The sequence below is a fragment of the Brasilonema bromeliae SPC951 genome (assembly GCF_012912135.1).
GTDB lineage: Bacteria > Cyanobacteriota > Cyanobacteriia > Cyanobacteriales > Nostocaceae > Brasilonema > Brasilonema bromeliae.
Map to the genome: position 1 here is coordinate 1 of NZ_QMEB01000272.1, position 8,139 is coordinate 8,139.

General features: G+C 42.1%; 6 protein-coding genes. All 6 read left to right on the forward strand.

Features of this window, described 5'->3' with window-relative positions; all coding sequences use genetic code 11:
* The first annotated feature begins 267 nt into the window (after positions 1-267).
* Complete coding sequence (gene hpsL, locus DP116_RS25015) at positions 268-1,950, forward strand: hormogonium polysaccharide biosynthesis protein HpsL (protein WP_169157729.1); 1,683 nt, start codon at positions 268-270, stop codon at positions 1,948-1,950.
* 30 nt (positions 1,951-1,980) lie between these two features.
* Positions 1,981-2,967: a hormogonium polysaccharide biosynthesis glycosyltransferase HpsN gene (hpsN, locus tag DP116_RS25020; RefSeq protein ID WP_169157734.1), complete on the forward strand. Its 987-nt coding sequence runs from the start codon at positions 1,981-1,983 to the stop codon at positions 2,965-2,967.
* A 301-nt stretch (positions 2,968-3,268) separates the two neighbouring features.
* The gene (gene hpsO / locus DP116_RS25025) at positions 3,269-4,444 is read left to right on the forward strand and encodes a hormogonium polysaccharide biosynthesis glycosyltransferase HpsO (protein ID WP_169157730.1); all 1,176 of its coding nucleotides are present in this window, start codon (positions 3,269-3,271) and stop codon (positions 4,442-4,444) included.
* A gap of 438 nt (positions 4,445-4,882) precedes the next feature.
* Positions 4,883-6,076 carry a hormogonium polysaccharide biosynthesis glycosyltransferase HpsP gene (gene hpsP, locus DP116_RS25030; protein ID WP_169157731.1) on the forward strand — a complete coding sequence of 398 codons (1,194 nt, stop codon included), beginning with the start codon at positions 4,883-4,885 and terminating at the stop codon, positions 6,074-6,076.
* Positions 6,077-6,210: 134 nt separating this feature from the next.
* Complete coding sequence (locus tag DP116_RS25035) at positions 6,211-6,849, forward strand: peroxiredoxin (protein WP_169157732.1); 639 nt, start codon at positions 6,211-6,213, stop codon at positions 6,847-6,849.
* A gap of 266 nt (positions 6,850-7,115) precedes the next feature.
* The gene (locus tag DP116_RS25040) at positions 7,116-7,700 is read left to right on the forward strand and encodes a Uma2 family endonuclease (protein WP_169157733.1); all 585 of its coding nucleotides are present in this window, start codon (positions 7,116-7,118) and stop codon (positions 7,698-7,700) included.
* Positions 7,701-8,139 lie beyond the last annotated feature (439 nt).

The following is an 8,139-nucleotide window of genomic DNA, read 5'->3' on the forward strand; positions in this document are numbered from 1 at the left end:
GGCGAACGCGCAGCGTCTCCGTTCGGCCTCAAGCCGTGCCCGAAGGGCTCAGGAGTTACCCCCGAACCCGGAGGGCTTCCCGCAGGGTAGCACCTGGCGTGAGGGGATGGGGGTGAGGTCTTTTTACTATTCCCTATTCTTTGTGTTTCTTTCTTCACAGACAAAAACACAGATTCTCAAGAATCATTTAAGACTGCTATATTCAAAATAATATGTAAAAAAAACATCTATAGCTAGTGACTTTATGCGCATATCTACAGCAACGCCATGCTGACAGGAAAATTAAAATCCAACAAATACAAAAAAGCAAAAAAACAGAAGAGTCAGGAAACTCCAACCCTTAGCCTCAAAGAACGTTTAGCCCAAAAGCGTAAAGCTGCACAATCGCGCAAAGAATTCAGCAATTTTTTAATGATTGCTGCTTTTGGCGGTATCTTCTTTGGTATTCTCATGGCTTTTGTCGGTGGAATTAAGGCAGCAGTTCCAGGTTTATTAGGAATTGTTACTATCGCTTTGTCCTACAAATATCCCCGCCAAGCCCTTTTTGCGTTTCTTATTTACGTGCCGTTTGCGGGTACTATTACTTACTACCTCGGCAATAGTCCCATACTCCAATTAGCGAAAGACTCCTTTTACATTCCAGCGCTGATTGGACTTTGGCAAATGTGTCGTAAGCAGCGGCTACCCCTAATCATTCCCCGAGCCATTAAAATTCCACTGTTTATTTTGTTAGGTTTATGTTTGCTAACACTAGTGTTTGTTAATGGAGTGCAGCAGTTCAATCCGTCCTTGACTCAATTATTAGACGATACAGCTGTAGAAATACCCATAGGCGTGGGGATACTCGGTTTAAAAGTCTTGTTGGGCTATGTACCCTTGATTGCTTGCGCTTACTATCTCATCCGCAATAAGGAGGATTTCCTATTTTTATCGCGCCTGCAAATTGTCCTTATACTAGTGTGCTGTGCGCTGGGATTAATTCAATACCTCTTATTATCGAAGGGAATATGTCAAGGCACAAGATATTTAGAAGGAGCAGCCCAATTTAAAGCATCAATCGAAGCTCGATGTTATTTTGGTGGTTCTCTGATTTATAGTCCCGATCAAGGGATAATTCGTCTACCAGGAACCTTTGTCGCACCTTGGCAGTGGGCATGGTTCTTGATTTCCAGTATCTTTTTTGCCTTTGCTTCCGGCTTTAGTGATCCTTCTAGAATCTGGCGAGTTCTCAGTTTAAGTTCTATGGCAGCAGTGGCTGTCAATGCAGTTGTCTCCGGGCAGAGAGCAGCCTTAGCATTGGTACCTGCGTCTTTCGTAGCTTTGCTATTGCTAACTGGTCAAATTCGTAACCTCAAACGGTTTCTCCCCATAGCAGTAGGACTCGCGATGATTTTGGGAATTGCAATCATCAACAACCCTGACATTCTCCAAGAAAGAACAGCAAGTCTGAATGAACGTTGGGAAGCTTCACCACCTCTGGAATTTATCACACAGCAATTTGCGAACGTTTGGAAAAATTTACAACCCCTAGGACATGGATTAGGGCGCGCGACTAACTCTGCTCGTGCGCTAGGTGCAACCAAACTGGTAGAAACTTACTATCCCAAAATACTATATGAAATTGGACCGTTGGGACTACTAGGATTTTTAATTTTAGTCACAACTTTAACAATCGTGTGCTTCCAGACTTATCGTTCCATCAAAAATCCTAATTTCCGCAGTTACGCAGCTGCTTTGTGGGTGTTCATATTGTTTATTAGTTACAACACCTACTACTATCCTCTTGATGTCGATCCAGTAGCTGTCTACTACTGGTTCTTTGCTGGAGTCCTGTTGAAATTGCCAGAAATAGACAAGCAAGAAAAACTCCAACAAGCACTAGCAAAAGGGAAACAGAGGAAGAAGGGAAGCAGGGGAAGCGCTTGGGTTGCAGAGGAAAATAATTTTTGACTAATGACTAATGACTAATGACTAATGACTATGAATTTACCTTTAATTTCTGTTATTATCCCGACGTACTGTCGTGAGGAACCACTGCGCGATAGCCTTGCTGATGTCCTGAAACAAGACTACCCAAATTATGAAGTCTTGGTTGTGGATCAAACTCCAAAACATCAGTTAGAAATTGAAACTTACCTAGAAGAATTAGCTGCTGCTAATAAAATAAAGTGGTTTCGTTTGAGTTGGGCAAGTTTGCCTGGGGCACGGAATTATGCAGTGCGGCGAGCAGCAGGTGAAATCATTTTATTTATTGATGATGATGTGCAACTAACCCCTGGATTTTTAGCCGCGCATGCGAAAAACTATTTAGAAAAACCAGAAGTGGGGGCTATCGCTGGACGGGTATTTGACAGAATGAAATTAGGTGACTCTGGGGGAAATTTACAGATTTCATATCTTCCTCCCCAGGCAATGGATCCAGGAATTGCTTGGTACTATATAGATTTGGTACACACAATTCAGCCTCAAGAAGTTCTCACAGCCAGAGGTTGTAATATGTCCTTTCGTCGCGAAATTTTTACCAAATACGGGTTGAGATTTGATGAAAGGTTTCGTGGTAGCGCAGTGCGAGAAGAATCTGATTTTTGTTTAAGGTTGCGGCAAACAGGATATAAAATTTGGTATGACCCAGAGGCATATTTGGTACATTTAGGAGAAGAGACAGGAGGTTGTCATGATATTAGTATGCGCTCTCTCCAATACCAACTCACTTTTTACCACAACCATTTCTTAATGGGACTGAAGAACCTTACCGCTACCCAAGCTTTACGCCTTTACTTTCGTTTATTTGACTGTCATGTTCTTGGACATCCTCCTTGCAACAAAAGTGGTTCACCCATCAAAATTGTGACTCGTGGCGTTTTCTTCTCTTTGGGGTTTTTAAAAGCCTTGGGTAGTGTTGTTCAATCAATTTGGAATGATGGTCAAATTTACACTCGCATGGATGAACATGTTGAGGTTATTTAACCGCAGATTAACGCAGACGGATGCAGATAGATGATATCAAATCCGTTTGTATCGGAATTATTTCTCCTTTCTCTCCACGCCAGTCGCCAAGTGAGGGAAACAAGGACTGCAGCGCTGGCTCCTCTGCGTTCTCTCTCTTGAAAAGGTATGATCGGAGGAAACCTCCGCTCAGACTTTTCGCTGCTTCCTCTGCGGTTTTTTAATTATTCAGATTCAACCGGAAACGATATGACAGATTTATCTGCGTTAATCCGCGTGCATCTGCGGTTTAAAATAAAAAATTACCAATCCTGAGATATCAATGAAAATTCTTGTAGCAAGTCACACTTATATTGTAGACCTTAACTGTGAAAAATTACGCATTCTTTCTCAACTCGAACCGGAAATTGAAGTCACAGTAGTCGTTCCAAAAAAGTGGAAACCTGGCGGTGTTCAAAACAAAATAATTGAAACTCAATTCCGTGATGAAGGCAAATTTCGCATAGTTCCAGTTTCTAACTTTAGTCAAAATCATCAAGGACTCCTGACATTTGGCGCTGATTTGATATCTTTGTTGTGGGAATTTCGCCCCCAGATTATCCAGGTAGAACAAGGTTCTAAGGGATTAGCTTATGCTGAGATGATTACTTTAAATCAGCTATTAGGACTAAAGGCAAAAAATGTGTTTTTTACCTGGTGGAATTTACCCTATCATCTGAAATTCCCAGTTTCTTTATTAGAGAAATATAATCTAACCCATAGTCATGGCATTATTTCGGGCAATCAAGATGGCGCAGAAATTTTACGGGAACACGGATACAAAGGTTCAATCAAAATTATGCCTCAACTGGGTGTTGACGAAACTCTGTTTACTCCCACACCACAACCGGAATTAGGAAATAAGTTTGGGATTCAACCAGGTGATTTTGTTGTGGGATTTGTTGGACGCTTTGTCCAAGAAAAGGGATTACTGACTCTAATAAATGCTTTAGCTAGTTTGAGAGATAAATCTTGGAAATGTTTGCTCTTGGGACGTGGTTCGTTAAAGTCAGAGTTAATGAACAAAGCAGCGGAATCTAACATTCAAGACAGAATCATCTTGGTAGAAAGTGTTCCTCATGATGAAGTTCCAAATTACATCAACTTAATGAGTACTTTAGTTCTACCATCAGAAACAAACTACAATCTTAAAAATATCACTTCTGTTGGCTGGAAAGAACAATTTGGTCATGTACTCATAGAAGCAATGGCTTGCAAAGTACCTGTTATTGGTTCTAATTCTGGCGAAATTCCTTATGTGATTGGTGATGCTGGATTAATATTTCCTGAAGGAGATGCGAAAGCGCTAGCTGATTGCATCCTCAAATTGATGGAAAAACCTGAATTTGCGAAAAAATTAGGCGAAATGGGTTATCAAAAAGCAATGAGTCAGTACACGAATAAAGCTTTGGCAAAACAGCAATTGGAGTTTTATAAAGAACTTGTCGATAGTCATTAATCACTGGGTTATTCGTAAACTTACATTTTGCACCTGGTAAAACAAGCGTCAAATTCATTACATATTATTTGACTCCGTTATTGTCCGCCTAGGACTGTAAGTCCCAGGCTAATAGGCGAAGTCCATTAAAATGGACTCAAACTGGAACTAATTTTGAGTCAATTGAAATACTATTTTATACAAGTATTAACGGTTTTCTCGTAATGCTGCAAGATCTCAGTAAACAAACAACAAACTTCTTGTAAAAGTCAATTATATGAAACTGAGACAACTATCTGCGTGCATCCGCACGGCAGGTGCTACCCTTCGGGAAGCCGCCCTTCGGGCGTCTACAAGTCGGGGAACCCGCCCAACGCACTGCCTCGTGCATCTGCGGTTCCAAATATTCTCAGCTCATATCTTACAAGCAGTCTAATAACAAAGAACAAATGACAAATTATGCAAGTTCTACAAATTGTCCCCTCAATTTCACTCATTTACGGTGGTCCTAGTCAAATGATACTAGGACTTGCTCCCGCATTGGCACGGCAAGGAGTGGAAGTTACTGTTCTCACCACTGACAGCAATGGTGATTCTGGGCAAAAACCTTTGGATGTTCCCTTAAATTGTCCTATTGAACAGGATGGCTATAAAATCATTTATTTCCGTTGCGCCCCTTTTCGTCGCTACAAATTCTCTGTTGACTTACTCAGGTGGTTAAATCGTCATGCTCATGAGTTTAATTTAGCTCATATTCATGCTCTGTTTTCCCCTGTCAGTAGTTTTGCCGCGACTATTTGTCACAGACAAAAACTACCTTACATTTTGCGTCCTCTGGGAACTTTAGATCCTGCTGATTTACGTAAAAAAAAGCAACTGAAACAGCTTTATGCTGCAATTCTGGAACGTCCAAATTTAGCTGGTGCAGCCGCAATTCACTTCACTAGCGTTCAGGAAGCCAAGGTATCAGAAAGATTTGGAGTATCAACCCGAGATTTGGTGATTCCCTTGGGTGTGAAGCCTGTTAAGAGGGTGGGGGAAGCTGAAACAGAGGAGGTGTGTCGTAAGTTAGGTATACCAAAGGATGTGCCTTTAGTGCTGTTTATGTCCCGGATTGACCCAAAAAAAGGGTTGAATCTACTGCTTCCAGCGTTAGAGGCGCTTTTAGCTGAAAAATTAAATTTTCACTTTGTCCTAGCTGGGACTAATCCTCAAGATCCAAGTTATGAAGAAAAGATAAAATTACAAATACAAGCTTCTGTGTTGCGATCGCACACCACTATCACTGGCTTTGTCACTGGTGAATTAAAATCTACCCTTCTACAAGCTGCTGATATATTCGTCTTGCCATCCTATTACGAAAATTTTGGTATTGCTGTAGCTGAAGCGATGGCAGCTGGAACGCCAGTAGTCATATCAGACCAAGTGCACATTTGTCAAGAGGTGCGTGATAGCGAGTCGGGATGGGTGGGTGCAACAGATGTGTCAGAACTCACTAACATGCTTCGTATAGCTTTACAAAATCCTGCGGAACGCCAACGGCGGGGATTGTGTGCTAAAGAGTATGCCCTGAAAAATTATAGTTGGGATGCGATCGCTCATCAAACCATTGAGGCGTATAATCAAATCTTGTCCGACTTAGACGTAAAATAGTAAATCTGTTTGTGCAAACTTGCACAACTTAAAATTTTGTTTCATGACGCTAAAGCCCAATCGGCAAACCGGTGTTTTGTGCGATCATGGCAAAATAGAATACATATGCCTTTTTGAACGACAGGGAATCTGACATGGCTCTCCATTTAGGCGACACAGTACCAAACTTTACCCAAGCCTCCTCCACAGGAGACATAGACTTTTACGAATGGGCTGGCGACAGCTGGGTTGTACTTTTCTCCCACCCCGCAGACTATACACCTGTTTGTACAACAGAGTTAGGGCGAGTGGCTAAGCTAAAGCCAGAATTTGACAAACGCAATGTCAAAGTCATCGCTCTCAGTGTTGATGATGTAGAATCTCACAAAGGATGGATTGGAGATATTGAGGAAACTCAAAGCACCAACCTCAATTATCCAATTTTGGCAGACGCGGATCGTAAAGTTTCTGACCTTTACGACATGATTCACCCCAATGCAAATGCATTGCTGACTGTCCGTACAGTCTTCATCATCGATCCCAACAAGAAACTACGTCTGAGCTTAACTTATCCTCCCAGCACAGGACGCAACTTTGATGAAATTCTTCGGGTGATTGACTCGCTGCAGTTGACAGACAACTACAGTGTAGCGACACCAGCTGATTGGAAAGATGGCGATGACACAGTCATCGTTCCTTCGCTAAAAGATCCAGAAGTGCTGAAGGAGAAATTCCCCAAAGGATATAAGGAAGTGAAGCCCTATCTGCGCTTGACTCCTCAACCTAATAAGTAATACGCGCGTTGCATTCATAACTTAGACTTCACCCCGCCTTAACGGGCACCCCTCTCCTTTATAAGGAGAGGGGTAGGGGTGAGGTAAAATCCTGAAATCATTTTACACAAGTGCTGTGTATTCATAGCTATCACCTCACCCCGCCCTGACGGGCACCCCTCTGGTGAATTCGCGCAGAGGGGCAAACAGATGCGAGATTTCCCATCTCTACAGCATTTTTGCGTGAGAATAAAAGCTAGTTGGGTAGGCCCTTAGAGAAAATAACTATGCTTTCATCTCCTATTTTTTTACGGATGCCATCAGATTTGCAAATGACAGATGAGCAGTTTTTTGAATTCTGTCAGGTTAACCGAGATTTACGTATTGAACGTGATAAATTTGGTGAGATATCAATTATGCCTCCTACTGGTTCAGAGACAGGTAACCGTAATTTTAACATAGCTCTCCAGTTGGGAATTTGGTCAGAGCAGAATGGAACAGGTATTTGTTTTGACTCTAGCACTGGATTTAAGCTATCAACCGGTGCAGATAGATCGCCTGATGCTTCTTGGATGAAACTTGAACGGTGGAATACTCTAACTGGCGAACAACAGCAAAAGTTCGCTCCAATTTGTCCAGATTTTGTTGTAGAACTCCGGTCGTCTTCTGATAATCTTCAGCCTTTAAAAGACAAAATGGAAGAATATATGAAAGAACCGGGGATACAGTTAGGTTGGTTGATTGACCGTAAGCATCGCAAAGTTTATATTTATCGTCCTGGAATGCCAGAGGAATGTTTGGATAATCCTGCTACTGTCAGTGGTGAGTCAGTTTTGCCAGGGTTTGTTTTGAATATGAGCAAGGTTTGGTAGTAAGTAGCTCAACCTAATTAAACGTAAAATGTCATTACGTAAGCGCAAAGCGCACGCTAAGAGCGAACGCGCAGCGTGGCCGAAGGGCATACGAAACGCAGGCGTAGGTCGGGTTAAGCGTAGCGCAACCCAACAATAAACGTTTGGTGTTGGGTTTCCTTACGTCAAACGCCAGACTTGCCGTGAGAGCGGAAAGCCGTCATGAGCTAGGCTCCCCAACCTACGTTATTGATTGTTAATCGTCAAAAAATATTACAAATTAAGTATTAGAGCGTACAAACCTGTTATTAATACTTTCATCCACAATTTTACTCGTTATGTAGTGCTTTTCATTACCAGAAACCACAAACCACATGTAGGGTTACAGCATTGCTTTGTGCCCCTAATTAAACTCAACGAGCCTGTCACCAGACCCGTTGGTCTTCAAAACCGTGCTTGA

What these genes read in the sequence shown, in the direction of transcription:
- hpsL (WP_169157729.1), top strand. Translation starts at nt 268, where the DNA reads ATGCTGACAGGAAAATTAAAATCCAACAAATACAAAAAAGCAAAAAAA.
- hpsN (WP_169157734.1), top strand. Translation starts at nt 1,981, where the DNA reads ATGAATTTACCTTTAATTTCTGTTATTATCCCGACGTACTGTCGTGAG.
- hpsO (WP_169157730.1), top strand. Translation starts at nt 3,269, where the DNA reads ATGAAAATTCTTGTAGCAAGTCACACTTATATTGTAGACCTTAACTGT.
- hpsP (WP_169157731.1), top strand. Translation starts at nt 4,883, where the DNA reads ATGCAAGTTCTACAAATTGTCCCCTCAATTTCACTCATTTACGGTGGT.
- DP116_RS25035 (WP_169157732.1), top strand. Translation starts at nt 6,211, where the DNA reads ATGGCTCTCCATTTAGGCGACACAGTACCAAACTTTACCCAAGCCTCC.
- DP116_RS25040 (WP_169157733.1), top strand. Translation starts at nt 7,116, where the DNA reads ATGCTTTCATCTCCTATTTTTTTACGGATGCCATCAGATTTGCAAATG.